The organism is Bacillus sp. 22446 (genome assembly GCF_052044955.1).
GTDB lineage: Bacteria > Bacillota > Bacilli > Bacillales > Bacillaceae > Bacillus > Bacillus altitudinis.
In genome coordinates this window covers 90092-115024 of the sequence record NZ_JBQEOD010000010.1, presented here as the reverse complement: position 1 = coordinate 115024, position 24933 = coordinate 90092, and the positions used below count along the sequence as shown (strand labels likewise).

The following is a 24933-nucleotide window of genomic DNA, read 5'->3' as shown; positions in this document are numbered from 1 at the left end:
TCTTTCCTTTCGTTTTAATGTGTGAATTCATCATTCCATCCCTTACACACATCAATCCATTGTGTATAACCGGAGTGTTTTTCTAATTGTTTGATTGTTAGTTCAATAGCACTGTTACTGCTGCCGCAGGCTGGATAGACTGTCTCAAAACGTTTGAGTGACATATCTAAATAAACAGAAACGTCATTCTTTATAGCAAAAGGACATACTCCGCCAATTTCATGACCGACCAAGTCAACGACCTCATGAGGAGGCAGCATTTTCGCTTTTGTTTTAAAATATTCTTTGAATTTTTTGTTATCAACTTTTGCATCACCAGAGGTCACAACTAAAATAGCTTGTCCATTTACTAGAAAGGAGAGTGTTTTTGCGATTCTTTCAGGTTCGCAGCCCAATGCAGAAGCAGCCAAGTCTACGGTTGCACTAGATACTGAAAATTCCTGAATTCGAGTATCCATCTCATATTGTTTAAAATAATCTTTTACTTTCTTGATTGACATGATGATGTCTCCTTTTTATTCGTATTGATTTGAAGTTTGCTCGACTTTATTATTTAAACGATATTGATGTGGTGTTAGATGATACTTTTTCTTAAATAAACGAATGAAATGCTCTACATTTTGATAACCAACGGCTCCCGAAATATGATCCACTTGTAAATTACTACCGTTTAGCATTTCGCAGGCTTTTTCTAATCTTATTTCTTGTCGAATTTCACGAAATGATTTGCCGAGTTTACGAGCTATATATTTAGACAGGTAAGATTGTGAAAGGTTAAATTCCTCTGCCATCTTCTGGAGTGTTATATGCTCACAACATTGCTGAATATATTGAAGCATTTGAATCATACGTATATCACTATATGGTTTGACCTGAATGACGTTCATATGACTTGGTTTGAATCTTAATAAGAGACATAATAATATCTCAAACAAATTATTCATAATCAACTGGTAACTAGGAAATCGATTGTGATTTTCTGTAAATAGATGCAGAGAGCAGTCTAGCAAATTTTTATCCATGTGACTATGGAAAATAAGAATATGTTTATTTTCTTTTATATACAATGCATTCAAAAAGAACTCTGAAATGACATGATTTCCTTTTAACATTTTAAAAAACACTTTTTGAAAAGTACTTTTGCGGATCATGATTTGGATTGCGATTGTATTCTCCATTACAATTGGCTTGTGTATTGTGTCAGGTGGAATAAAGGCAATATCTCCTGATTTTAAAGCGATTTTTTTATCTTCCACTTCTACATACATCTCATTTTCTAGAACATAAATCATCTCAAAGAAATCATGGATAGCCGACAATTGAGGCATAAAACGGCTATACTTTCTCACTTCGATATCTTTCTCCTGACCTAACCACATGGTATCCTCTTTTTCAAATTCGTTCTGCCCTTTTAGCAAAAATTCTTCTATATATATTTGCTTTTGCATGAAATTGTTTTGATCATAATCCTTCAAAAATAATTGCAATGATTGATTGTCATGCTTTTTCTGTTGGTATTGTTGATAAAAGATTTCTTGTTCGTTATATTCTCTTAAAAATTGCATCGCTTCATGTTTTTCAAGTGTATCTGTTTCCATCTACATCCAAACCTCTAGTTTATTTACTGCAACCACCAGGGCCTTTACTGTTGCTTCTATAATATCTTTATCGATTCCAGCACCCCAATGCATTTTTCCTTGATATGAAATACCAATCTGTGCACAGGCTTTTGCTTGAGAATCGTTGCCCAAAGAATTCTGTTTATAGACTTCCAAATCATACTCGAGATGAAAATGTGCTTTTAACGCATTACTGATTGCATCTAAACTTCCAGTGCCAGTTCCTTGTATGTCAATTTGTTGATGATCTCTCAGCAAAGTTAAGGTGACTTCTTGCTTCTCTCCTTTATGAAATTGATAATCGATCAGCTGGAAATGAGGGTGAAAATCAACATACTGCTCTTTAAAAACATGATATATTTCTTCGACAGACAATTCCCTATTTGTCTGATCAGATACTTTCTTCGCTGCATATCCCATGGCTTCATTCATTTGATAAGGAAGTTGAATGCCATAATTTGTTTCTAGGACATAGCCTATGCCGCCTTTGCCAGACTGGCTATTGATTCGAATCACATCCGTTTGATAATTCCTCCCTAGGTCAACTGGATCTACTGGGATATACGGAACGTCCCATTTATCAACATGATGTTCCTTTCTATATTTCATCCCTTTAGATATCGCATCTTGATGTGACCCAGAGAATGCGGTGAAAACCATCTCCCCAGAATATGGCTGTCTCTCATGAACAGTAATGTTGGCTAGTTTTTCATATTTTTTACGAATCGCTTCTAGGTTATTGAAATTCAATTGTGGATCATAACCTTGTGAGTACATATTCATCGCCAAGGTAATCAAGTCTACGTTCCCTGTACGTTCACCGATACCAAATAATGTACCTTCGACTCTTTCGGCGCCAGCTAGCACACCAAATTCTGCATCACTCACCCCAGACCCGCGGTCATTATGAGGGTGAACAGACAATGTCACACTGTCTCGGTAAGACAGATTTTTGTGTATATACTCAATCTGACTTGCAAAGATATGAGGCATTGAATATTCAACTGTTGTCGGAATATTGATGATCGCTTTGTGATGTGGTGTCGGTTTCCAAATATCTAAAACACTATTACAAATATCTAACGCGTAATCCACTTCTGTTCCTGGAAAGCTTTCAGGACTATATTGAAAATAAATATCACTTTCTGTTTTTTCGGCCAGTTCTTTTACTAAAATAGCGCCATCAATGGCAATTTGTTTAATTTCATCTTTTGTTTTCTTAAATACTTGTCTGCGCTGCGCTTCTGAAGTTGAATTATATAAATGAACAATCGCTTTCGGTACCCCCTTAATGGCTTCGAAGGTTCGGCGGATAATATGCTCTCTCGCTTGCGTGATCACCATAATCGTGACATCGTCTGGAATCATATGACGATCAATCAGTGTCCGTAATAGCTTAAACTCCGTATCATTAGCAGCTGGAAATGCGATTTCAATTTCTTTAAAACCGATCTCTACTAGTAACTGAAACATGTCCAATTTTTCTTCTAAGTTCATAGGAATAGGTAATGCTTGATTTCCATCCCGTAAGTCCACACTGCACCATATCGGAGCACGTTCTAATGTTTCTTTCTTCACCCAATCATAAGTAAGGTTCGGTGGCAAAAAGTATTTCTTTTCGTATTTTTTGTGGTTAAACATCATCGATTCCTCCTGTAATTGGAATATAAAAAAAGCCTATCATCTCCAAGATTGAACTTGGAGACGAAAGACTTCTTCTTACGCGGTACCACCCCTGTTTCATGATAACGTTACATTATCATGCCCTTATTCGAATACAGATTGTTATATCTTATATCCTTCCCATATAACGGTGGGGTGCCGACCTTAACTACATCAATCCTTTTCATTTCACTAAGGCTACTCTAAGGTGAGTTCCCTGCCTTTTTGTTATTGCTTCTCATCAACCAGCAACTTTCTGAAAACATTTCGGCAAGTACTATTCCTTATCATCGCATTCTCATTTTTCTGATTTTTTCTATTATACCAAGATGACAGAAAAGAGATAGTGGTAGGGATGTCTTTTTCAATTGATTTTTTTTGTCCTGTGGGTGCTTATCTTTATTTTCATTGAGCCTCTAACCAATCTATATTTGTCATTTTGTTATTATGAGGCATTAAAATAAACAATCTTGTATTTATTTTTATTCAACTCTAATAATCATGGAGTGGGAATAATTTTAATAAGGATAAAAACTCTTTTTCAATAAGAAAACCGAACTATTTAGGAACCACTTCAAAGTGTTCCCAATAGTTCGGATTCTTTTTTACATTTCTATGCTCATTTCAAATTTCTTTGATTTTATAATTTATAAATTAGTAAAGAATTATGATTTTGGATTAAAGGTTATTTAAAAATTTTCCTCTTGATCCATTTCAAAAATGATTCGTCATGAAGTTTATTTAAATTGTTCTTGAGGATATCATTTTCTTTTTTAAGATTTTCAATTTGTTGCTCTTTTTGTTTCAATTTTAATACCAAATCATTATTTCTTTGAGAAGCCAATAGTAATTCTTGATTAACTTCAACTTTTTCTTTGAGAGAGTATAAGTCTTTGTTTAGCTTATGAATAATTTTAGATAAATGTAACTTATATTCTTCAGATTTTTGTATTTCTTCAGATAATTCTCTTTTCTTTTTTTTGTATTTATCTAGTTCAATTTCAGCTTGGGATAACAATAGATAATTCTCCTTATTTTCATCTTCTACTTTAGAGTTTACAATAAAGTCTCCAAATAAAGTCCAACTGTTTTTGCTATAAATTTTAGTTAGTTTGTCAATTTCTCTTTGTCTAAGCATTTTATTCTTTAATATTTCGTGAGCCTTTGGAATCAATTTTTTAATAACATTAGGAACAGGTGCTTCGTAAGTTGAAATATTATTATCGCGTAATATGCGCCTTTTCTTTGGATCAACAGCGTGGGTTACTTTAACTTCAATTGCCAACTTTTTATTCCATAGATACTTATAAGAGTATGGATCCGTTTGTTTGATGTGCAATAAGATATCAATTAATATACCTTTTTTATCATTATATTTAATATAAGATTCTATTTCTGCTGATTCAATAGCTACTCTAATTTCCTTTTTTTCTTTGTCTTCAATTTTGAATTGATTAAGTTGTGAAAACATCATTTGAAAAAGGAAATGAGCAGTTGTCATTTTTTTTGAATAAAGAATCTGTTTCATGTCTTCTTTATGATAATATCGGTAAAATGCGTCTTTAATCTTTTTTTCTCCACTGAAAGTAGGGGAAACTGGTAATACTCCGCTTCGAATAGAGGGGTTCTTGAAATCAAAAAAGGCAGGGTTTTCTCGATTCATTTCAATTATACCTTGATTTCTCAGCCAAAGTGCTTCCAAGACATGTATTTGTCTATCCTGTACTGGGAAATAAGCAAACTTTTTTGTTTGTTCATTCATATGCAACCACCTAATAATCAATATTCTTATTTATTTTTTTTAAAAGTAAAGTAGCGCTCTTTTATTGTTACTCTTAGACAAGGCAAAAAGTCTATTCATACAGTCACCTTCTTCTCTTTAATATGAATTTAGCAAAAATCACTAAATGAAATTTACAAATGGACTTAATCAATTTTTAAATCCTGTTTTTCGTTTCGCCTACTAATGTTAGTGTTTTTTATAGTCTATAAATGATATTGAAATAAATTCAATTTAAACATACTCTTCATGCTTCTATATCTAATTTCAAGAGTTGGGCTCGCTACTCCTAAAAAAGCGCTTAATATTAGTTTTTTATCTACCTCAGCTAATTGATTATCAACTAAATCAGGTGAGAAATAGATATTTTCGCTATATTCAGCTAAGCAATGAGTTAGGTAAGAAAATAGAAGGTCATCATTTGTACAAGCATCTAAAGAACTAATGAGATTTTTATAACATTTGTCCTCTTTAAATCTTGAAACGATAATAATTGATTCATTATCTTTCGGAAGCACAGATATATAGATACTTGGAACAAATAGTTTTTCATCATAGTTATAAATATCGATAGTAGGGTTACCTTGAATATCTACATTTACTGCAACAGCTGTCGTAGCAGTGAATCCAATTTTAAAAGGGAGTATCTTAACGAAACTTTCTAATCTGTTAAATTGTCCTTTTTCATAAATTTCTCTAAATCTAGAATAATCAGTTTCCGTATCTCTTATTGATAACTCATTAACTCTATAATTAGCCGCAATTTGTTTATTTCTTGTTGCATGAGGACGTTGTTTAAAAAGATTAGAATAACTTTTCTTTAAACGATATTTTCTATGCGCCTCAAAACAATGTGCTCTAAATGCAAGCCAATAATTTTGTTCAGGAGTATTATTGTATGGCTTATCTTCGATGATATTGAAATATACTTCATCATGATGTTTGCAAAAGCCTTTAAATGTGCTTGCTTGATTTTTTCCGATTTTTTTGAATTGTAGTTTTGGGAGTAACGATTTTTCGTGAAAGACCATATCTAATGAATAGACATGATTCTCATGGGCAATTAAACTTAATACACCATTATTTTGTAGAGAATGTGCCTCGATAAAGCCATTCTCACATTTTTCATCGAAGCCGAAACAAACCTTAAAGTCAGTTTCCCTAAAAAGTTTGTGAGATTCAAAATACAATCTTTTAGCATTAAAGTGAGTGGCACCACTATAGACTTCCTTGCTTTTTTTATAGCAACAAAATTTATAATTAGCATTACTACCACAAGGGCAAGGTTTATATGGTTCAAAGACATAGGATATCATTCTGAAAGCTTCTTCCTTTTCTTTTTGTTGTGTGATCGCCTATTATAAGGTTTTTTTAATTCTCTTGATTAGATTCTATTGAATTTAATAATTAATTTCACCGTTTAATAAAAAATATAAGAAAATGCTACGGTTGTTTTTTGAACGTTGTATACGTGCCACGACGTGTGTGAGCTGCTTTTGGTTGATTTGACATGAAATAAAAGTTACTTTTTCTTTAGGTAATGAATCTATTAACATTAATCCATTAGAGTATTTAAAGACTTCTGGATTTTTTTGTTGATTTTCTTTTGGTGGTTTTTAATTTGTTCTTTCATTAAATTTGTAGTAAGTGGCGAAATCTCATTAAATATTTTATTACACTTATTTGCGTATGTGATAAATGTTCCGAATTCTCTTTTCCTATAGTTATATTTTATGTCAGTTCTTTCTCCTAACTGATGATAATGTTGATATATTTTTCTTTTATAAGTTAAGCGTATTCGTTCTTTAGTAAAGCCCTTTTTTCTTGAAACAATTTCTCCTTTCTTTATTAACTTATAAACAGTTCTATAGTATTTATAAATGCTTTTTTCTCTTATTCTAACTTCATTACCATCAAAAATGAATCCTAGATAATCAATTTTAGAAAGGCTTTGAGATTTAATATCGAAAATTTTTCTTCCGTCAAAAGTTAAGGTTTGCGTTTTTTGGGGATGAATTAATAATTTGTATTTTTTGATTTGATTCTCTATTTGATTTTTAATAGTGTGAAATTTTTTTTCGTTTATATTAGTTAAAACCAATATGAAATCATCAGAATATCTTCTATATAAACCTCCTATGCTATCTAATAAATTAGTAATATATTCATCGATCTTTATCATATATATATTAGAATAAATAGCACTCATAGCTGTTCCTTGAGGAATACCTTTTATATCCGTATTTACTTTTAGAATTTTGCTGTTATCATTTGTAATTGAGCTTCTCCCATTTTTGAATTTTCTAAACTCTTTAAATGAAGTGAAATAACAGGTTTGGTTCGTTCTAAATATTTCTTTATCTTCACCCAATCTTAAATTTATCTCTTTTTTATTAATGTATGAATATTTAGTGAGACTCTTGAAGATTTTATATTGATGTGTTGGCATTTTACTTCCGTAAATCAAGTTAATCATTTCTTTAAGTAATTTATGATCTAAAGTGTCGAAAAAATTTTGGTAATCTCCTATGTATATATAGCAATCTGGATTCTTCGCAATGAAGTTAATTACTTCAGCTGCGAAATGTATATTGTTTTGTCTTTTTTTGTTGTTTCTATAGGCAGTAACAGATTCATCAATTTGTTTATCTTTAGCATACCTATTATATAAGTCATTTAACTCTAGACTGTAATGTTTGTATATAAAGTTATCAATATGAGCAGCATACATAATCGGTCTTTTTTTTTCTTTAATAGGTACTAATTGACCGTTTCTCTTCATAGCAGTTTCATCTTTAATATCGTTAAACTTCTCAAAGGTTAACTCACTAAAAATTAAAGGTAGAAAACTATGTGATGAGTTTTGTTTAAAACCCAGGACGTAGTTTTCTACCTTTTTATTAAAAGATGCAATTTTATCAAAATGCAAGTAAGGTTTAGATGGATATTTATGTACCATTTAAAACTCACATCCCTTTTTTATTGTTGGAGCAAGTACAGACCTAGTCCCGCTACTATATTTCTTCTGACTTGCACTCTGCCTAAAGCGCCGCGATCCTTAGGCTCTACTATACCACGCGGCATATTATATGGTATGGCGGGGTGAGTTTAATACTCACAAATACAAATAATGTATAATATAACAAGAAGACAAGTTCTGATGGTGAGGTGTTCTATGATGATAGATATAACTTTGGTAAGCTACTTATCTAGTATGCTGATCTTAAGATTAGCATACGGTATACAAGTTTCAGCTTTCACAGTAATATCTCTTGACATTGTTATACAACATACCTAGTACTCTAATAAATGATAATAGTACTAGCGATTTAATATTAACATAAATTACTTCGGAAGGAAAACAATAACTTTTTTGGTCCATTAACTTGTAATTAAAAAAAGTAATAGTCTATTTTTTCTCGTAATCCCTCTTCAAAATCGCATACATAAACACATCATCAAACCCGTTCTGACCAAGATCATACTCCCTCAATAAACCCTCTCGCACAAAATCAAAGTTCTCCAATAATTGAACAGAGGACGTATTTGCTGGATCAATGATCGCTTCAATTCGATTCACGTTCATTTCCTGAAATCCATATCGTAACACCGCAGCAATCGCTTCACTCATAATGCCTTTTCTCCAATGGTGGTGATGTAATTCATAGCCAATTTCCGTGCGGCAGTGCTGTTTTTCCAAGTTAAGAAATCCACAGCTGCCGATGATCGCAGGATCATCTTTTAAAGAAATGCCCCACCGGATGCCTGTTTGTTCTTTGAAGATGTTGTCATACCACTTGATTTCTCCTTTTGTGTCTTCGATGGATTCATGAGCATCAATTCCCATGTAGCGGCACACAATTTCATTGGATAAATAGATGTGCATATCCTCAGCGTCTTCGATCGTCGCTTGTTTTAAGATTAGTCTTTCGGTATGTATGGTTGGAAATGTTTGTGGAAAGTTGATTTTTTTCATTTGATTATCCTCCATGCGATGTCTTTTGTTCTGTACATGCCTGACAATAAAAAACCCCTTCATTCCTTAGCCAAGCCTTCACTTCTGTCATTCCTCGTCTTTTTGGATAGACCAGCTTGACGTACACTTCTTCGTTTCCTTCTATTTTTTTCTGACAGCTAGCACACGTGGGTTCTTCGAATCGAAACAATTGACATACTCCTTTTTGAAGATATTTCTTCCATTATATCAAATATTCAACTTGTTCTTTCGACTCTATTCTTCACTTTCTCTATTTTTATCCGACATATGCTAAGTAAAAGAAATTTCCATTTGTTGAAACCGTTTGAGAGAAAGCTTGCTCTAACAGGTGTAGGAGGTGTGGATGAGATGAAGCAAGTGCGTCTAATTAAAAAAGCACAAAAAGGGAATGTCCCGGCATTTGAGACATTAATGCTGATGTATCAGGAGCGTTTATATAAAACGGCTTTTCTCTACACAAGAAATAAAGAGGATTCGTTAGATGCTGTTCAAGAGACGGTCATTAAAGCGTTTAAGCATCTATCTGGATTAAAAGAACCGGCTTATTTTTCTAGCTGGCTGACGAGAATTTTGATTCATACAATTTTTGCGATGAAGAAAAAGCAGCAAGATGTTGTTCCGTTTGAACAGCATCATGAGAGCGTTGAGCGCCATGATTTTTTGGAAGACAAGCTCGATTTAAAAAATGCACTTGATGTGTTAGATGAGCAATATCAGCTCGTGATTCAGCTATTTTATTTTCAAGATTATTCGATTTCAATGATTTCTGAACAGATGGGTGTGCCCGAAGGAACTGTCAAAACTCATTTGTATCGAGCAAGAAAGTTATTAAAGCAAACATTGGAGAAGGAGGAGAGTGTCGATGGAACGAAAAGAAATGAAGAAGCTTTATGATGAGATTGATGTACCAAAGGTTGAAGTGACCTCTGCGGTTCGCCAAGCAATAGGAGATGTGAAAGCGGAACAGAAAAGACGTTGGTTCACATGGAATTGGAGAACGCCAATCTATTCAGTTATCGCCCTTGTTGTCCTTTACTTTTCATCAGGCTTCATTTTTCCTTCTCTTAATACAGCGATGGCTCGAGTACCGTTTGTTGGACAGTTATATATGATGTTTCACGATAAAGTAGGAATGTCTCTTTTTCAGAGTGAGTTGGTGAAGCATGTCAATGAGGGGGCTGAATCAAGAGGGGTTACTGTGAAAGTGAACAGTGTGTACTATGATGCCGGGCGGCTTGTTTATACGTTTACTGTGGAGAATTTGAATACAAAGGAAGATTCTGTACCATTCATAGTCAACAACTTCGATCGTATAAATGACACTTTCCAACCGAGTTACGACAATCAGGGATTGAAAAAAATGAAAGATGGCCGCTATGTTGGGCAGACGGAAGTCTATACAAATGGACAAACGATCAAACAAGGTCAGCAAGTACCGCTTGTTATTTCGAAGATTGGGGATATTGTAGGGAATTGGCGCTTCAAGTTACCTGTGGTCAAGCAAAAAACCACTTTATTAGCGGGACAAAAAGACGTGTCTATTTTAAATGGACGTTATCAAATAAGAAATGTAAAGGTAGAAAACGGAGTGAATGGCTCTGCAATTCAATATGCCATTGATTACAATGGTTTTGCCAAAGATGATAAAGTCAGTATAGATGGAATGAAGGATAATTTAGGGAATGAGTATCAGCTTGAGATTGGAACCGTTTTAAGAAAAAAACAAATGTCTTCTGACAAAACTAGAAAAGATCATTTAACGATTTTGAATCAGCCGATCAATCCAAAGGCGACTGAATTGACATTTGACACATATGTGAATATCGAACGGGAAGAAAGCAAAATCATTCCTCTTCAGACAAAGCTGCCTGTTCAGTTTAAAACAAAACACCATGGCATCGGAATCAAAATCAATAAGATAGAGCAAAAAGACCGTTCTGTGATTGTTGATTATCAATTTACTGGAATAGATCAAAAAGAATTAGATCAGGATGTGATGGAGAATATAGGTGAATTCATTGGATTAGGTGATGTTGAAAAGATGAAATCATGGCAGGATCCACAAGCAGACTATGAAAGCGGGTATTACTTGAAAGGGAACCATGCGAAGATAACGAATTTAAAGACAGCTTCCATGCAATCCACCTTTGAATTTGATGATAAGGAGTTAGATACTTTATCATTAAACCATTTTTCATTTAAAGAATATGGGCTTTATCTTGATTTATCAGAACTGAATATGTTGGCACCACAAAAAGAAATAACGGTAACCATTCCAGTCAAAAAAGAAACATCAAAAGCTAGTCGATAAATAAGCAAGCGAACATGATTACACATGTCCGCTTTTTATCTGTTGATGCGCCAGTCGATTGCGATGGAACGAGTACCGAATCAACATCAATGCAACAAAACTGGCTAGCCCGCCGATCCAACTTAAATTCGTTACATTTGTATATTGAATAATCAGACCACCCATTGACGAGCCGAGCATCATGCCGATATTCATAATCGCTGTATTAAAGCTCAGCACGGTTTCCGATGTTTCGGGTTTTAGGGAGATGAGATAAAATTGCTTCGCTGGTGTTGTTGTCCATGTGGCGGTGCCCCAAATGGCGAGCGTGATGAAGACGCCAACTACAGAAAATTGTGTGAAGGATAATGCAAAGAGCATGAGCATCTGAACCGTGATGCTGATTGAAATGGTTCGGTTTGGTCCCCATTGATCGACAGCGTATCCACCAAAGCGCGAGCCAATAAAAGCGGAGATGCCTAAGACAAGCAAGGCAATGCTTGTCAGTTCAAGCGTAAATCCGGATGTCTGTCGCAATAATGGCGAAATGTAAGCAAATACCATCGTGTACCCTAAAATCCAAAAGGCTGTCGTGGCTAAGCCGCTTAACACCCTACGGTCTTGAAGAATTTGAATTTGCTGTTTGAATGGTACATGGGAATGTCCCTCCATAGGCGGTAATAATCGATACAGAAGAAACAAGAGACAAGCGGTTCCTATTGCAATGATGAGAAAAATGGCATGCCAATCTACATATCCTGCTAAAAATGTTCCAATCGGTACACCGAGTACTAGTGAAACTGTAAATCCAGTGATTACTGTTGCCATCGCACTCCCCTTTTTTTCTGGCGGGGCGAGCTGCGCTGCGTAATTTGTTGCGAGCACAATATATAAGCCGCCACTCATGGCCATGATGACCCGCGAGAGCATGAGCAGCATAAAGTGATGGCTAAAAAAGGCGAGCACATTCCCTGCTATAAACATGGAAATCGCCGATAAAAGAACCTTTTTTCGATTCAATTTCGATGTGGCCATGACTAAAAAGAGGGCACCCACGGCATAAAAAAGAGAATAGATGGTGATGAGCTGTCCCGCAACCGGGATGGAGATGCGCAGATCGTCAGAAATGATGTCCAGTATGCCTGATACGACGAATTCTGAAGTGCCTGTGACGAAAGAACCGACGGCTAAAAGAAATATGAGCAATGGATAAGATGTACTTTTCATTTTGAACCCTTCCTTTATGTTGAAACGTTGTATTCATTTTAAATTCCGTGCTAACATAAGTAAAATTGATGTTTTTCATGAAAGGGATGAGTGAATACTCATGAGCTTTGTTCGATTCGAGACGATGGCTAAGGTGGTTGAGCTAGGCAGTTTTACAGCTGCAGCTGAAGCATTAAATATGACACAGTCTGCCGTGAGTCATGCGGTGGCAAGTTTAGAGACGGAGTGGGGCGTGTCTTTATTCGTGCGTGACCGAAAAAAGGGCATTACGCTGACAGATACCGGTGAAACCCTTCTTCCGCATATAAGAGAAGTGCTAAATCGAGTAGAGAAAATTCAGCAGGAAATTGCGCTCACCAAAAATATTGAATCTGGCTTGATTCGGATTGGAACATTTGCCAGTGCATCCGCTTGTTTATTGCCAAAACTGCTTGTGAGCTATCAGAAAAAGCACCCAAAGATTGAATTTAAATTCTATGAGGGGACATATGAAGAAATATTGGAGTGGCTCGATTCTGGCATTATTGATGTTGGGTTTGTTGTAAAAGGTAAAGCGGATGAAGCGTTTGATCTATTGCCACTTATGAAAGATAAAATGGTGGTTGCCTATCACGAAAATCATCGTTTTAAGCAGCAGCCAATTGTAGACATAGAAGAATTAGCGGACGAACCGTTTATTATGCCAACTGGTATGTATCAGTCCCATGTAGAGGATATTTTTTCAGAGGCGCAAATCAAGCCGTCTATTTTATTTGAAGTGCATGATTGTACGACCATTGCCCGCATGGTTGGGGAAGGACTTGGTGTGACGATAGGTCCTGAGTTATTCCTAAAAACGCAGCAACTTGTGCAGATCAGTCATCTGAATGTATCGCATCATCGTGAGGTGGCGCTTGCCTGTCCATCGCTCGCGCAAGCTTCTCCTGCTGTGAAGGCATTTTTCGATGTAGCAGAAACGGTTTTTGCCAGAATTCAGTGATGGGTGTATAAAGAACTAGATGTGATTTTCCAAATTCGTGTAATAAGACGAATGAAGCGGACATTTCTTTGAAAAATGTTCGCTTTTTGTATTGTGTTTTAAAAATGAAGTTGGTATTTGAAAACATGACATAGAATTAAAAAGAAGAAGGAAACATTTTTCGAGGAACTTTTTCTAGAAGCATAGGGATTGAAAGAATTCAAAGAATTCAAATCGTAACACCTCAATAAACATGAGAAAATAAATAACGACCTAAACTCAACTAATGTGGAAATAGTGTAATTCAAATACATTGGGGGACAGTAGTGTATTATTCAAATTTATGGCTGATATGGATATCAGAAGTTTGTTTTTTAGAATAATTGAATATAATAAATGAATTCATTGTTTTTCCACATTGCAAGTTTTAACGATCGAGATAAAGCTGCGGGTTAGGAATTGGTTCATAATCAGTACATAAAAGTAATGGCTGATATGAAAAAGGTTTTTTATTACAATCAGCTTTTTTGTAATATTACAGATTCCAATTTATTTAAGTTTAAGACTTTTATAATCATTAAAGTATACGTGATAATATATATGGTAATCAAAGTGAGATAATACAGATTTTATTTAAAATTCACCCAAATAATGTTGTTTTTTCAAAAAAATGATGATATTGTAGATTTAAAAATGTGAGGTTAGTATGAGTAAAAAAATTCATTATGTAATTGAAATTTGTTTATTAGTAGTTATTCTAATTTTAGGAGGGATGATACTCAAAAATTATAAAAAAGAAAATCAAGTGGTTGCTAAAATAGGTGAGGAAGAATTAACTATGAAGGATGTTCAAAAAAAATTGCTAGGCAAACCCTATGATACAGCAGTTGATAATCTTATCAACTCTAGTTTAATTCATCAGCAGTTCATAAAAGAAAAAGGCGAAATAGCGGATAAAGATAGAATTCTTCAGTTTCCTTATATAAAATTAGCTGACTCTACAAAAAAAAACCTATCTGACAAAGATACAAAAGAATATGTAGATGAATATCTCAAGGTTAAATTCTTAGCTCAAAAATTTCAGTTAATAACAGAAGAAGAAATCGAGAATTTTTTGGAAGAGGAAAAACAATCATTTGGGACAAAAATCTCTAAAATAAAGGTTTTTGAAGGAGAACATAATCAACTTTCGGAGTTTGAAAGTGAATTAGAGAAAGGGAAACAAATAAACAAAGTAGCTAAAGATTTAGATATAAATGGAGAAAATGAAGAAGTTTTTTCTAGTTATAATGAATATGGAATAGATTTCACCGAAATGAAGCAAGGTGAATACAAACATAATATGAATGATTCGAATATTAGTCATGAATCATCGCATAACCACGGTAGCCACGGTAGTAAACATCAAATTATATATTTATATAAAACTCAAAGTGTAAATAAAAATCTATATAACGTGAAAAAAAACAAATCAATGATATTAAATGTTTACTTTAGTAAAAACTATAATAATGTTCGTGCTAAACTTTTAAATAATTTAATGAATAATTATGACATCAAAAAGTAAAATATTATTTTTTATATTTATATTATTTGTAGGTAGTTTCGTCTATTTAAGCTTTAATGAAAGAGATTTAGTGAAGTTAAAAAAAACTCAAAAAGTTGGTGGGATTGAAAGTCTTGAAATGCCTAGTTGTAAAAATGAGAAATATATCAAAGTTGCAATTCTAGATACACTTAATAGTAAAGAAGGAATTAATTATGCTGATGAAATAAATATAGATACATCTCTAAAAAGCAAGACTCATTCTGATGAGATATTGTCTATTGTAAGTTCTCTCACATCAAAAAATACTAAAATTGATTTGTTTGTTATATCAGATGAAAAAGGGAGAATTTCAAAAGATTTAGTTTTGGAAAATTTAAAAACAATTCTTGGTCAAGACTATGATATTGTGAATATGAGTTTTTATTTAAAATCTGGAGATTTAAAAATTGATAAATTATTAGAACAGCTGTATAACAAAAATGTCGCACTTGTAAGCTCTTCTGGAAATCAAGGTCTAAAAAAAAATAACTACCCCTCATCTAATACAAAAGTTTTAAGTGTTGGAGGTATAAAAGATACAGGAGAAAAGTGGATTAATTCAAATTATGGTTATATAGATTTTGTTATGCCTGTTCAAATTAAAAGTTATATAGACGGAGAGCAAATAGAGGGAACTTCTGTTTCAGCTGCCATTTTAACAGCATTTATAGCTAATACGAAGAATTGTTTTTTTATTAAAAATAATACTGAATTATATAAAAAATTGGTAGTTCTAGCAGGAAAAACAGAAAGAGATTCACAGATTGGTTATGGTCAACCGAATTATAAAAATATGAGGTGAAGTATGTATGTCTAAACTTAAGTTTTTAATATTAATTATATTTTTATCAGGATTGTTTTTACCGCTAAATGTAAACGCAGAAGAAGTAAATGGAGTAGAATTAAAAGTAAAAAAAGTTGTTAAGCAAATTCTTCCTATTGAAGAAAGTATGCCAGAGTCTGTTATTAAAACTTATACTGATGGAGGATGGAGCTTAAATGAAGATTTAAAACAATTAGAAAGAGTAGTGACTTATCAAGGTGAGGAAATTGAAGTTGATGGTGAAAAAGCAAAAACTGATTCTAATGGAGAAGCTGTTTTTGAACTAGATGATTCAGAAGATGTTGATGTGTCTGTTAAAAATATCCTTACAAGTGATGTAAAGACCAAGTCAATTGAAATTAATAAACAAAAAAACGAAACAGTTATTTATGAAAATGTTGACTTAACTGGTATCATAAAGAATATGGGAGGCGAAGAAGAGTCAATAGAAGAGCAGGTAGAAGGAGACGGTGAAGTACAAATTGGTGGACTGAAAAACGGACAAAAACCTAAGCATGGAGCATATGTACATTGTAATAGGTTTAATGGATTTACAGGAGATGGTAGATATTACAGTAAAACGAAGCATCCTGTTAAAGCAAACATCAATTTTTTTCAAAGTGATTGTGATGTAGCATTAGCTAGAAGTTTTAAATGTTTAAAAGATTATACCAATAGCCCTTACTGCTCGACTAAGAATAAAAGTACAGCTGGGAAATGTTCTCCTAATATCGCTAAGCATTCAAGACTCTATCATAAACATACAGGTTGGTTCTCACCTAGTAAATAAAAAGGAGGAAGATCAGAATTTTGGGAGTTTTTATTATTACAGGTGTAGTATTAATATTTTTAATTTCTTTTATGTTTTTTAAGAATTTTCTAAGTTTGAAATCAATTTCAATAATAAGTGTTTTGTTTTTAACAATAATAATTGTTCTTTATGTATTATTTTTTGTGAATTTTCATTCAGTATCTCTTAAAGACGAATCATTAGGTGGTTTTAAAATTGGTCAAGAGATTGATAACCACATGCTTAAGAAAAGTGATCAATTTTCGTCTGATAATGAAGTCGTATATTCAAAAAAGGGAGATGGGGATTTTTTAGTAACATCTAATAAAGATGATCAAATAATCTCCATTACTAACCAATCACAAGACCAAAAAATTAAAACCTCAAAAGGTATTAAGATTTTTGATACGTTTCAGGATGTAATAAAAACGTATGGGGAAGAATACAAAAATCTTTGGTTTGTAGAAGGGTATGAGACAGGAATTCAATATCAAGATAAAGATGAACAACTTCTCCTAGAATTTTTCTTTAATGAAGATAAATTATACCGTATTGAATTAATTAAAAAATAATGCGCTAAATTTTTGAGATTTTATACCTTTATTTTCCAAATTCGTGTAATAAGACGAATGAAGCGGACATTTCTTTGAAAAATGTTCGCTTTTTGTATTGTGTTTTAAAAATGAAGTTGGTACAATAGACACAGAAATCAAATAGATAGAAGTCGTATAATGGCGGGGATATGGCCCGCAAGTTTCTACCAAGCTACCGTAAATGGCTTGACTACGTCAATTCACACTCGTTTGATATAAATCATGCATTGTTCTTGTTTGATGTCACGGTCTGAATTCACATTGTAGTCAAGCGTCCCAAAAACTGTTGGGGCGTTTTTTATTTGACTTGTGAATGGGGCAGACTAAAGCAAAAGGACATGAAGGGAGTCAGTTGGCTTTGAAACAGTTTTTTCAGTTTGATGAGTTAGGTACGAATTATCGCAGAGAGATCATCGGCGGTTTAACGACATTTTTGTCGATGGCTTACATCTTGTTTGTCAATCCGATCACACTTGCTTTAGTAGCAGTACCGGATTTTCCAGATAAATTACGAATTGATCAGGGGGCTGTCTTTACAGCTACAGCGTTAGCTTCTGCGGCAGGTTGTTTCCTGATGGGATTGATCGCCAGGTACCCGATTGCAATTGCACCAGGTATGGGACTGAATGCGTTCTTCGCTTTCTCAGTTGTTCTTGGTATGGGAATCTCCTGGCAGGCAGCACTTTCCGGGGTGTTTGTTTCAGGATTGATTTTCGTTGCTCTTTCTTTAACAGGTTTTCGTGAAAAAATTATCAATGCTATTCCGAGTGAGCTGAAGCTGGCGGTTGGTGCAGGGATTGGTTTGTTTATTACATTTGTAGGGCTTCAAGGCTCTGGCATTATTGCCAATAACGATAATACGCTCGTTTCGATTGGAAACATTCATAGTGGTCCTGTATTGTTGACGGTATTTGGAATCGTTGTGACTGTCATTTTAATGGTTCTTCGTGTGAATGCAGGTGTCTTCATTGGGATGCTTGTGACAGCTATTGCTGGGATGATCCTTGGTCTTGTGCCAGTTCCATCTCAAATTGTAGATAGCATTCCAAGTTTGTCTCCAACTTTTGGTCAAGCCTTGATTCACTTGCCAGACATCTTCTCCATTCAAATGCTTGTGGTTATTTTAACGTTCCTATTCGTTGGATTCTTTGATACAGCTGGTACACTTGTGGCTGTGGCGACACAAGCTGGTTTAATGAAAAATAATGAGCTGCCGCGTGCAGGAAAAGCGCTTCTGGCGGATTCTTCTTCTATCGTCGTCGGTTCTGTTCTTGGTACATCAACGACGACGTCTTATGTTGAATCAAGTTCAGGTGTTGCTGCGGGTGCCCGCTCTGGTTTTGCAGCTGTCGTGACAGGTATTTTCTTCTTACTTGCGATGTTCTTCTCGCCGCTTTTATCTGTCGTGACACCGAATGTAACAGCACCTGCTTTAATCATTGTCGGTGCACTGATGGTAGCACCTCTTGCAAAGATCGCATGGGATCGTTTTGAAATTGCGGTACCGGCCTTCTTAACCATGATTATGATGCCACTCACATATAGTATTGCGACAGGGATTGCAATTGGTTTCATTTTCTACCCGATCACCATGATCTTTAAAGGAAAAGCAAAAGAAGTGCATCCAATTATGTACGGCCTGTTTGTCATCTTTATTCTATATTTTGCTTTCTTAAATCATTAATGGTTTGTCTGAAACAGCAGCTCATGGAGGCTGCTGTTTTTTGTAGGGAAATTTTAAAAACATAGTTGACTTATAGGAATTATGTGTTTATGATAAAAAGACATAATTCGCTGATTGGATCACCAAAGGCGCTTTGATTTCCTTTTTTCTATAGAAGGGTTCAGAGTGCCTTTTTTCTTGCATTCATCATAACGGGAGGGGATGACTTGTCACGCTGGCTTAGGCAGGTGATTGAGCGGAAAAAGCAGGTATTGATTGAGCAGCTCCTTTTATGGGGGCATGAAGAAAAACATGAAGCGCTCATGCATTATACGATTCATGAGCTGGAAAATGAGGTTCTCTATTTAAAAGAGCGCAAGCAAAATTAGTGGGATGGGGGATGAGCGATGGATGAACAAAAGCTGAATTTTATTTTATCTGCCTTAAAAGGGATTGAATACGGGTCGGTGGTGATCACCATTCATAATGGACAAATTACACAAGTCGATACGACAGAAAAGACTCGTTTCCCAGCACACCAGGAGAATCTTCGGATTCAGAAAGCAAAGCAGGGGCGCTATCGTTCATGAAAAGTGATGAAAGATGATGAAAAGCTGATCCACTCATCAGCTTTTTTGTTTTGTCTTATTTTCTCTCCATTTAAAACCTCTTCATTCTTTTATCCGTCTATTCGTATGAACGTCAAGGAATCTTGACTGAATAGAGAGACTCCGCTACTTTAATAGGAGTCATCTGGACAGGTCACCTGAGCCTGTGCGGATTGTCTGAGATAGGAGTTGATATGGGATGTTAGAGAAAGATCAAGAGCAAGTCACATCTGAAACAAAAAACGAAAACGAAGAGCCATCAATAGATCAAGAAACGAGGCAGTCCCGCCTCAGCCGCAGTGCTGCAAAACGAGGAAGAACGGCTAAGCCAGCTGATGAAGAGGGTTCAGCCATTCAGCGCATTGCAAGAGGTGTAGGAGGTGCGTTTAAGCGCTATGGCTCATATGGGCTCGCAATGTTAAAATCACCGAGTCGTGCGATCCATCAAGCGGACACTTTACGCATGAAGTACGCCTGGATTTCAATTGTGTTATTCAGTGTGTTTTTTGCTTTAGGCAACTACGTTCAATTAAAGGCGTCAAAGACCCGTTTATTAGGTTTTGGTATTCATTATTCTTTTGGTGACGCCTTTTTGAAGGTAGCGGTCTTTACACTCATTCTGTTGACACTGATGATGCTGACGGTTTGGGTGCTCGGTAAGTACATGCTGAAAGGGAACATATCGCTGAAAGAAGTGATCATGAAGTTCGGTGCCGTGCTTGTGCCGGTTTTGGTTTTATCTATCCTTTGGCTTGTATTTGCCATGCTGAATATTCCATTTGTAACGGTGATTTTATCCGTCATGATGTTTTTTGGTCTTCAGCTGATTGCCATTGTGCTATTCCGCTCCATTCAATCAGAGCAAGATGCTGTGCGGGGAGACTTGATGTATGCCGGCTGGGTCTTTTTGTTGATTGAGCTCGTCATCATTGCCCTTTTATGGGGCATTGTCGGAGAGTATTTGATCCCATCACTTGTTCCAGTTCGGTTTGGATAAAACACGTTTCAGCGTGTACTCGGTCTTTTTAAAATTCAAAGGTTTTCTATCACGCTGAAAAGAAGACAAAGGGTTAAAATAAAGTATATTTTAGCCCTTTATCAACCATCTAAAGCCTCCTTTTGAAAAAGGAGGTTTTTCATGTTGAGAAGAGGAAAAAACGGGTAAACTCTTGGTAACAAAGACCACCCCTTGTTGTCGAAAGATATATGTGTTTTTCTCGCGCAAATTTGATTGTATCAAGGTTTGTTCTCTAGTAGAATATGGGGTGCTTTATTTGATTTTTAGTGCAGGGGGTTCGAATCGTGCTTCAACAACTTTTATCCAATGCGTTCACCATGGTTTTGATTATTTTAGTGATTAACATTGTTTATGTCTCTTTTTCCACTATGCGTTTAATTTTAACAATGAAAGGCAGAAGGTATGCAGCCGCTTTTGCTGGTACTGTCGAGATGCTGATTTATGTCATTGGTTTGAGTATCGTGTTAGATAACTTAGATCAAGTACAAAATGTCATTGCGTATGCGCTAGGTTATGGAATTGGAATCATTGTCGGGATGAAAATTGAAGAGAAGCTGGCACTTGGCTACATTACTGTGAACGTGATTACAAAAGAAATCGATCTAGATCTCCCAAAACAATTGAGAGAAAAAGGATATGGCGTCACCAACTGGGTAGTAGGAGGTCTTGAAGGAGACCGGTCAGCGATGCAAATTTTAACACCGAGAAAATATGAACTGCAATTATATGAAACGATTAAAACGCTTGATTCAAAGGCGTTTATCATTTCGTATGAGCCCAAAACGATTCATGGCGGCTTCTGGGTGAAGGCTGTGAAGAAAAGGAGAATTAAAGAATGACCGCAAAACCAAAGAAAAAGAAATTCTACGTGGAAGACAACATGACGATTGATCAAGTGTTGTCCCAGATGGCGGAGGAAGGCTACTCACCTGTCCGACGAATGGAGGAACCGATCTTTCAGGAAAAGAAGGAAAATGGGTCGATTCAGATCATTCCGATTGGGAAAAAAATCGTATTTGAGGGAAAAATACTCTAAATCCGAACATTAAAACGACGACTTCATAGATTGTTCGATAAATCCGTTGACATCATGAACATCCGTTGTTAAGATAAACATGAAATCAAAACACGAGCCTCATATAATCTTGGGAATATGGCCCATAAGTTTCTACCCAGTTACCGTAAATGACTGGACTATGCAGGATAGTGAACAAAACTGACATGGCGTTTTAAAAGCGAACAGCGCTTACCATGGCCCGGTTTGTGTTGCTTCCTAACAATGCAATACAAACCGGGTCTTTTTGTTCGGCGTTTGACAAGCTACTTAGGTTTGGGAAGCGTGTCAAACGATACAAAATCGAATAATAGCTTAAAGGTGGGGACAAAATGAAGCCGCTTGTAGGTGTCATCATGGGAAGTACATCTGATTGGGAAACAATGAAACATGCGTGCGATATCTTAGAGGAATTGAACATTCCGTATGAAAAACAGGTTGTATCCGCACATCGGACACCTGATTTGATGTTTGAATATGCGACTGAAGCAAGAGGTAAAGGACTCAAGGTCATTATTGCCGGTGCTGGAGGCGCAGCACATTTACCGGGGATGGTCGCAGCAAAAACGACACTGCCGGTCATTGGTGTGCCCGTACAATCAAAAGCATTAAACGGACTGGATTCCTTATTATCCATCGTTCAAATGCCAGGCGGTGTACCTGTTGCTACAGTGGCAATCGGCAAAGCCGGTGCAACAAATGCAGGGCTTCTAGCCGCACAAATGATTTCAGCATTCGATGAAGCCGTTGCAGCACGCCTTGAAGAAAGAAGAGAGCAAACAAAACAAACTGTATTAGAAAGCAGTGATCAGCTTGGCTAAGCAGACCATTTTTCCAAACGCAACCATTGGTATCATCGGCGGCGGACAGCTTGGCAGATACATGGCCGTCAGTGCAAAGCAAATGGGCTACCGTGCAGCAGTTCTTGACCCAGTCACACTTTCTCCTTGCGGACAGGTTGCTGATACAGAAATTACAGCCGCATACAGTGACCTTGAAGCAATAAGGCAGCTGGCGGACATCAGTGATGTGGTCACATATGAATTTGAAAACATTGATTATGATGCACTCAATCAACTGAAGGAAGAGGCGTATTTACCGCAAGGAAGCGAACTCCTTCTTTTAACCCAAAACCGTGAAACGGAGAAAAAAGGGATTGTAGATGCAGGCTGTGAAGTCGCCCCTTATCGCATCGTTCATGATGAGAAGGAGCTGGAAGACGCAGTAAATGCGCTTGGTTTGCCAGCTGTGCTGAAAACATGCAGAGGCGGTTACGACGGTAAAGGACAGTACGTGATCAAAGAGAAGGATCAGCTTCATGAAGCGGCTGCACTTCTCACTCATGGGACATGTATTTTAGAAAGCTGGGTTCCTTTCCAAATGGAACTGTCTGTGATTGTGACGCGGTCTGTTCATGGGGAAATTGCGACATTCCCAGTCGCTGAGAACATTCATAAGCACAATATTTTATTCCAAAGCATCGTGCCTGCACGGGTAGATGGCAGCATTCAGGAGAAAGCAAAAGAACTGGCAACAACGCTTGCTGAAAAGCTAGGGCTGGTCGGTACGCTTGCTGTTGAACTGTTCCTGACAAATGAAGGGAAGCTGCTCGTCAATGAACTGGCACCGCGCCCGCATAACTCTGGACATTACACATTGGATTTATGTGAGACGAGTCAGTTTGAACAGCACATTCGCGCCATATGCGGTTTGCCGCTTGGCGGAACAGCTCTTTTATCAGAGGGCATGATGGTGAATTTGCTGGGCGATGAAGTGGACATCCCAAAAGAACATCCTGAGCTTTTAAAGGAAGCGAAGCTTTATCTATATGGCAAACATGAAGTAAAAGCCGGCCGCAAAATGGGTCATATGACATTTATGAAACAGCTTGATGATGAATGGATGGCAAACATCACAAAGATATGGACTGAAAGAGATGGAGGAAACGGGAAATGATCGAACGTTACGCACGACCAGAAATGTCAGCAATCTGGACAGAGGAAAACAAATTTAATGCATGGCTTGAAGTAGAAATTCTCGCTTGTGAAGCTTGGGCAGAACTTGGCATCATTCCGAAAGAAGACGTTGTGACTATGCGCAAGAATGCAAGCTTTGATATTGGACGTATTTTGGAGATTGAACAAGACACGCGCCACGACGTGGTTGCCTTTACGCGTGCTGTATCTGAATCTCTAGGAGAAGAAAGAAAGTGGGTTCATTACGGGTTAACATCTACAGACGTAGTGGATACGGCGCTTTCATATCTATTAAAACAGGCGAACGATATTTTGCTCAAGGACATTGAGAGATTTGTTGACATACTAAAAGAAAAAGCAAAAGAGCACAAATATACCGTCATGATGGGTCGTACGCACGGTGTACACGCTGAACCGACAACATTTGGCCTAAAGCTTGGTCTTTGGTACGAGGAAATGAAGCGTAACTTAGAACGTTTTAAACAAGCAAAAGCCGGCATCGAATACGGCAAAATCTCTGGTGCTGTTGGCACATATGCGAACATTGACCCGTTTGTTGAGCAATATGTATGTGAGAAACTTGGCATCAAAGCTGCACCAATTTCAACCCAAACCTTGCAGCGTGACCGTCATGCAGATTACATGGCAACCCTTGCTTTAGTTGCAACAAGCATTGAGAAATTTGCTGTTGAAATTCGTGGTCTTCAAAAGAGTGAAACGCGTGAAGTAGAAGAATTCTTTGCAAAAGGACAAAAGGGATCATCAGCGATGCCGCATAAACGAAACCCAATCGGTTCTGAAAATATGACGGGAATTGCCCGCGTCATCCGTGGTTATATGCTGACTGCTTATGAAAATGTACCGCTTTGGCATGAACGTGATATTTCTCATTCATCTGCTGAACGCATCATTTTACCAGATGCAACGATTGCACTGAACTATATGCTGAACCGTTTCTCTAATATTGTGAAGAACTTGACGGTGTTCCCTGAGAATATGAAACGCAACATGGACCGCACACTTGGCTTAATTTACTCACAGCGTGTTCTTCTTGCATTAATTGATACAGGTATGGCACGTGAAGAAGCATATGACACAGTTCAGCCAAAGGCGATGGAAGCTTGGGAAAAACAAGTACCATTCCGTTCATTAGTAGAAGCAGAAGAGAAAATCACTTCACGCTTAACACCTGAACAAATCGCTGACTGCTTCGATTACAACTATCACTTGAAAAATGTCGATATGATTTTCGAACGTCTAGGTCTTGCGTAAGAAATGGGCCGCCTG

Annotated in this window: 25 protein-coding genes, 2 riboswitches and 1 other annotated feature; of the genes, 16 read left to right on the top strand and 9 right to left on the bottom strand. The window is 36.3% G+C overall.

Going from position 1 to position 24933, the window contains the following annotated elements; all coding sequences use genetic code 11:
* Positions 1-14: 14 nt before the first annotated feature.
* The 8 genes from ACTJJD_RS16630 to ACTJJD_RS16595 all read right to left on the bottom strand — a co-directional run bounded on the left by ACTJJD_RS16630 (position 15) and on the right by ACTJJD_RS16595 (position 9227).
* Positions 15-500 (bottom strand): YbaK/EbsC family protein, encoded by a 486-nt coding sequence (locus tag ACTJJD_RS16630; RefSeq protein WP_048002794.1) that lies wholly within the window; start codon positions 498-500, stop codon positions 15-17.
* A 15-nt stretch (positions 501-515) separates the two neighbouring features.
* On the bottom strand, positions 516-1598 hold the full coding sequence (locus tag ACTJJD_RS16625; RefSeq protein ID WP_440608662.1) for a helix-turn-helix domain-containing protein: 1083 nt from the start codon (positions 1596-1598) through the stop codon (positions 516-518).
* On the bottom strand, positions 1599-3260 hold the full coding sequence (locus ACTJJD_RS16620; RefSeq protein WP_440608661.1) for a 2-isopropylmalate synthase: 1662 nt from the start codon (positions 3258-3260) through the stop codon (positions 1599-1601).
* Positions 3261-3316: 56 nt separating this feature from the next.
* Positions 3317-3581, bottom strand: a binding site (T-box leader).
* A gap of 385 nt (positions 3582-3966) precedes the next feature.
* Positions 3967-5043: a hypothetical protein gene (locus ACTJJD_RS16615; protein WP_144684798.1), complete on the bottom strand. Its 1077-nt coding sequence runs from the start codon at positions 5041-5043 to the stop codon at positions 3967-3969.
* A 224-nt stretch (positions 5044-5267) separates the two neighbouring features.
* Positions 5268-6377 (bottom strand): SEC-C domain-containing protein, encoded by a 1110-nt coding sequence (locus tag ACTJJD_RS16610; protein ID WP_144684800.1) that lies wholly within the window; start codon positions 6375-6377, stop codon positions 5268-5270.
* A 239-nt stretch (positions 6378-6616) separates the two neighbouring features.
* The gene (locus ACTJJD_RS16605) at positions 6617-8020 is read right to left on the bottom strand and encodes a reverse transcriptase domain-containing protein (protein ID WP_144684802.1); all 1404 of its coding nucleotides are present in this window, start codon (positions 8018-8020) and stop codon (positions 6617-6619) included.
* A 450-nt stretch (positions 8021-8470) separates the two neighbouring features.
* Complete coding sequence (locus ACTJJD_RS16600) at positions 8471-9037, bottom strand: GNAT family N-acetyltransferase (RefSeq protein ID WP_144684804.1); 567 nt, start codon at positions 9035-9037, stop codon at positions 8471-8473.
* 4 nt (positions 9038-9041) lie between these two features.
* On the bottom strand, positions 9042-9227 hold the full coding sequence (locus tag ACTJJD_RS16595; RefSeq protein ID WP_003214201.1) for a hypothetical protein: 186 nt from the start codon (positions 9225-9227) through the stop codon (positions 9042-9044).
* A 179-nt stretch (positions 9228-9406) separates the two neighbouring features.
* Between ACTJJD_RS16595 and ACTJJD_RS16590 the strand changes: the two genes are divergently transcribed.
* Together ACTJJD_RS16590 and ACTJJD_RS16585 are read left to right on the top strand one after the other, a co-directional pair.
* Positions 9407-9952, top strand: a complete 546-nt coding sequence (locus tag ACTJJD_RS16590) for a sigma-70 family RNA polymerase sigma factor (RefSeq protein ID WP_148780521.1) — start codon at positions 9407-9409, stop codon at positions 9950-9952.
* Positions 9921-11369: a DUF4179 domain-containing protein gene (locus ACTJJD_RS16585; RefSeq protein ID WP_202734674.1), complete on the top strand. Its 1449-nt coding sequence runs from the start codon at positions 9921-9923 to the stop codon at positions 11367-11369. Before ACTJJD_RS16590 ends, ACTJJD_RS16585 begins: the two co-directional genes overlap by 32 nt.
* An 18-nt stretch (positions 11370-11387) precedes the next feature.
* Here ACTJJD_RS16585 and ACTJJD_RS16580 read toward each other — a convergent pair whose 3' ends face one another.
* Positions 11388-12575: an MFS transporter gene (locus ACTJJD_RS16580; protein WP_440608660.1), complete on the bottom strand. Its 1188-nt coding sequence runs from the start codon at positions 12573-12575 to the stop codon at positions 11388-11390.
* A gap of 100 nt (positions 12576-12675) precedes the next feature.
* Here ACTJJD_RS16580 and ACTJJD_RS16575 point away from each other — a divergent pair, with 100 nt between their 5' ends.
* The 14 genes from ACTJJD_RS16575 to purB all read left to right on the top strand — a co-directional run bounded on the left by ACTJJD_RS16575 (position 12676) and on the right by purB (position 24918).
* Complete coding sequence (locus ACTJJD_RS16575) at positions 12676-13554, top strand: LysR family transcriptional regulator (protein WP_079919694.1); 879 nt, start codon at positions 12676-12678, stop codon at positions 13552-13554.
* A 685-nt stretch (positions 13555-14239) separates the two neighbouring features.
* The gene (locus tag ACTJJD_RS16570; RefSeq protein WP_139761156.1) at positions 14240-15100 is read left to right on the top strand and encodes a hypothetical protein; all 861 of its coding nucleotides are present in this window, start codon (positions 14240-14242) and stop codon (positions 15098-15100) included.
* A 70-nt stretch (positions 15101-15170) separates the two neighbouring features.
* Positions 15171-15923 (top strand): S8/S53 family peptidase, encoded by a 753-nt coding sequence (locus tag ACTJJD_RS16565; RefSeq protein ID WP_079919698.1) that lies wholly within the window; start codon positions 15171-15173, stop codon positions 15921-15923.
* A gap of 7 nt (positions 15924-15930) precedes the next feature.
* Entirely contained in the window at positions 15931-16734 is an 804-nt protein-coding gene (locus tag ACTJJD_RS16560; protein ID WP_079919699.1) for a hypothetical protein, read from the top strand.
* 20 nt (positions 16735-16754) lie between these two features.
* Positions 16755-17306 (top strand): hypothetical protein, encoded by a 552-nt coding sequence (locus ACTJJD_RS16555; protein WP_079919701.1) that lies wholly within the window; start codon positions 16755-16757, stop codon positions 17304-17306.
* Between the two features lie 132 nt (positions 17307-17438).
* Positions 17439-17540, top strand: a riboswitch (purine riboswitch).
* A gap of 145 nt (positions 17541-17685) precedes the next feature.
* A complete protein-coding gene (locus ACTJJD_RS16550) occupies positions 17686-19011 on the top strand; it encodes an NCS2 family permease (RefSeq protein WP_035703624.1) in 1326 nt (441 codons plus the stop codon).
* Positions 19012-19217: 206 nt separating this feature from the next.
* Positions 19218-19379, top strand: a complete 162-nt coding sequence (locus tag ACTJJD_RS16545) for a hypothetical protein (protein WP_008344307.1) — start codon at positions 19218-19220, stop codon at positions 19377-19379.
* 18 nt (positions 19380-19397) lie between these two features.
* Positions 19398-19580 carry a YezD family protein gene (locus tag ACTJJD_RS16540; protein ID WP_008344304.1) on the top strand — a complete coding sequence of 61 codons (183 nt, stop codon included), beginning with the start codon at positions 19398-19400 and terminating at the stop codon, positions 19578-19580.
* A gap of 217 nt (positions 19581-19797) precedes the next feature.
* On the top strand, positions 19798-20595 hold the full coding sequence (locus ACTJJD_RS16535) for a hypothetical protein (RefSeq protein WP_440608659.1): 798 nt from the start codon (positions 19798-19800) through the stop codon (positions 20593-20595).
* 305 nt (positions 20596-20900) lie between these two features.
* A complete protein-coding gene (locus ACTJJD_RS16530; protein WP_008344300.1) occupies positions 20901-21455 on the top strand; it encodes a DUF2179 domain-containing protein in 555 nt (184 codons plus the stop codon).
* The gene (locus ACTJJD_RS16525; protein WP_008344299.1) at positions 21452-21652 is read left to right on the top strand and encodes an NETI motif-containing protein; all 201 of its coding nucleotides are present in this window, start codon (positions 21452-21454) and stop codon (positions 21650-21652) included. Before ACTJJD_RS16530 ends, ACTJJD_RS16525 begins: the two co-directional genes overlap by 4 nt.
* A gap of 79 nt (positions 21653-21731) precedes the next feature.
* Positions 21732-21833, top strand: a riboswitch (purine riboswitch).
* 169 nt (positions 21834-22002) lie between these two features.
* Positions 22003-22491 (top strand): 5-(carboxyamino)imidazole ribonucleotide mutase, encoded by a 489-nt coding sequence (gene purE, locus ACTJJD_RS16520; RefSeq protein ID WP_017359824.1) that lies wholly within the window; start codon positions 22003-22005, stop codon positions 22489-22491.
* The gene (gene purK, locus ACTJJD_RS16515) at positions 22484-23626 is read left to right on the top strand and encodes a 5-(carboxyamino)imidazole ribonucleotide synthase (RefSeq protein WP_035391450.1); all 1143 of its coding nucleotides are present in this window, start codon (positions 22484-22486) and stop codon (positions 23624-23626) included. The genes purE and purK overlap by 8 nt, the downstream gene beginning before the upstream one ends.
* Entirely contained in the window at positions 23623-24918 is a 1296-nt protein-coding gene (gene purB, locus ACTJJD_RS16510; protein WP_035703533.1) for an adenylosuccinate lyase, read from the top strand. Before purK ends, purB begins: the two co-directional genes overlap by 4 nt.
* Positions 24919-24933: the final 15 nt, after the last annotated feature.

Bases quoted from the DNA above. Each gene is read 5' to 3' on its own strand.
- ACTJJD_RS16630 (WP_048002794.1), bottom strand. From the start codon at position 500: ATGTCAATCAAGAAAGTAAAAGATTATTTTAAACAATATGAGATGGAT.
- ACTJJD_RS16625 (WP_440608662.1), bottom strand. From the start codon at position 1,598: ATGGAAACAGATACACTTGAAAAACATGAAGCGATGCAATTTTTAAGA.
- ACTJJD_RS16620 (WP_440608661.1), bottom strand. From the start codon at position 3,260: ATGTTTAACCACAAAAAATACGAAAAGAAATACTTTTTGCCACCGAAC.
- ACTJJD_RS16615 (WP_144684798.1), bottom strand. From the start codon at position 5,043: ATGAATGAACAAACAAAAAAGTTTGCTTATTTCCCAGTACAGGATAGA.
- ACTJJD_RS16610 (WP_144684800.1), bottom strand. From the start codon at position 6,377: ATGATATCCTATGTCTTTGAACCATATAAACCTTGCCCTTGTGGTAGT.
- ACTJJD_RS16605 (WP_144684802.1), bottom strand. From the start codon at position 8,020: ATGGTACATAAATATCCATCTAAACCTTACTTGCATTTTGATAAAATT.
- ACTJJD_RS16600 (WP_144684804.1), bottom strand. From the start codon at position 9,037: ATGAAAAAAATCAACTTTCCACAAACATTTCCAACCATACATACCGAA.
- ACTJJD_RS16590 (WP_148780521.1), top strand. From the start codon at position 9,407: ATGAAGCAAGTGCGTCTAATTAAAAAAGCACAAAAAGGGAATGTCCCG.
- ACTJJD_RS16585 (WP_202734674.1), top strand. From the start codon at position 9,921: ATGGAACGAAAAGAAATGAAGAAGCTTTATGATGAGATTGATGTACCA.
- ACTJJD_RS16580 (WP_440608660.1), bottom strand. From the start codon at position 12,575: ATGAAAAGTACATCTTATCCATTGCTCATATTTCTTTTAGCCGTCGGT.
- ACTJJD_RS16575 (WP_079919694.1), top strand. From the start codon at position 12,676: ATGAGCTTTGTTCGATTCGAGACGATGGCTAAGGTGGTTGAGCTAGGC.
- ACTJJD_RS16570 (WP_139761156.1), top strand. From the start codon at position 14,240: ATGAGTAAAAAAATTCATTATGTAATTGAAATTTGTTTATTAGTAGTT.
- ACTJJD_RS16560 (WP_079919699.1), top strand. From the start codon at position 15,931: ATGTCTAAACTTAAGTTTTTAATATTAATTATATTTTTATCAGGATTG.
- ACTJJD_RS16540 (WP_008344304.1), top strand. From the start codon at position 19,398: ATGGATGAACAAAAGCTGAATTTTATTTTATCTGCCTTAAAAGGGATT.
- ACTJJD_RS16535 (WP_440608659.1), top strand. From the start codon at position 19,798: ATGTTAGAGAAAGATCAAGAGCAAGTCACATCTGAAACAAAAAACGAA.
- ACTJJD_RS16525 (WP_008344299.1), top strand. From the start codon at position 21,452: ATGACCGCAAAACCAAAGAAAAAGAAATTCTACGTGGAAGACAACATG.
- purE (WP_017359824.1), top strand. From the start codon at position 22,003: ATGAAGCCGCTTGTAGGTGTCATCATGGGAAGTACATCTGATTGGGAA.
- purB (WP_035703533.1), top strand. From the start codon at position 23,623: ATGATCGAACGTTACGCACGACCAGAAATGTCAGCAATCTGGACAGAG.